The organism is Flavilitoribacter nigricans DSM 23189 = NBRC 102662 (assembly GCF_002646595.1).
Lineage (GTDB): Bacteria > Bacteroidota > Bacteroidia > Chitinophagales > Saprospiraceae > Flavilitoribacter > Flavilitoribacter nigricans.
The window spans coordinates 1-1,118 of record NZ_PDUD01000121.1 but is presented as its reverse complement, the minus strand read 5'-3'; the positions used below and the strand labels follow the sequence as shown (position 1 = coordinate 1,118).

At 51.5% G+C, this 1,118-nt stretch carries 1 protein-coding gene; it reads left to right on the top strand.

Annotation, left to right across the window (positions count from 1 at the left end; all coding sequences use genetic code 11):
- The coding region (locus CRP01_RS41665; protein ID WP_143473780.1) for a DUF11 domain-containing protein at positions 1–1,118 on the top strand (1,118 nt) is incomplete at both ends.

Here is a 1,118-nt window from a genome sequence, read left to right as displayed (position 1 = left end):
GACGTGATCTTCACGATCAGTGTCACCAACGATGGCCCAAGTGTTGCTACGGGAGTAACGGTAACGGATAATCTGCCGAGCGGCTACAGCTTTGTAAGCAGTGACGGCGATTACGTAGGTGGTCTGTGGACAATTGGTACGATCGGTATCGGTGAGACGGTAACGCTGAATATCACAGCAACTGTCCTGGCCAGCGGCGACTACTTCAACGTATCCGAAGTGACCACGGCCAACGAAGATGATACGGATTCTACTCCAAACAACGACGACGGCGATCAGAGCGAAGATGATGAAGATAATGCGGATACCAATCCGAATCCGGTCATTGACCTGAGCCTGGTTAAAACCGTAAGCGACGCTACACCGAATGTAGGCGACGATGTGATCTTCACGATCAGCGTAACCAACGACGGTCCGAGCGTAGCTACCGGTGTAACGGTAACGGATAACCTGCCGAGCGGTTACAGCTTTGTGAGCAGCGACGGTGATTACGTAGGTGGTCTGTGGACGATTGGTACGATCGGTATTGGTGAGACGGTAACGCTGAATATCACAGCAACTGTCCTGGCCAGCGGCGATTACTTCAACGTTGCCGAAGTAACGACGGCCAACGAAGACGATGTAGATTCTACACCTAATAACGACGACGGTGATCAGAGCGAAGATGATGAAGATAACGCAGAGACCAACCCGAACCCGGTCATTGACCTGTCACTGGTCAAAACCGTAAGCGACGCTACACCGAATGTAGGCGACGATGTGATCTTCACGATCAGTGTCACCAACGACGGTCCAAGTGTTGCTACCGGAGTAACGGTAACGGATAATCTGCCAAGCGGCTACAGCTTTGTAAGCAGTGATGGCGATTACGTAGGTGGCTTGTGGACGATCGGTACCATCGGTATTGGTGAGACAGTGACGCTGAATATCACAGCAACTGTTCTGGCCAGCGGCGACTACTTCAACGTTGCCGAAGTAACTACGGCTAACGAAGATGATGTCGACTCCACTCCGAATAACGACGACGGTGATCAGAGTGAAGACGATGAAGATAATGCGGAGACCAATCCGAATCCGGTTATTGACCTGAGCCTGGTTAAAACCGTAAGCGATGCTAC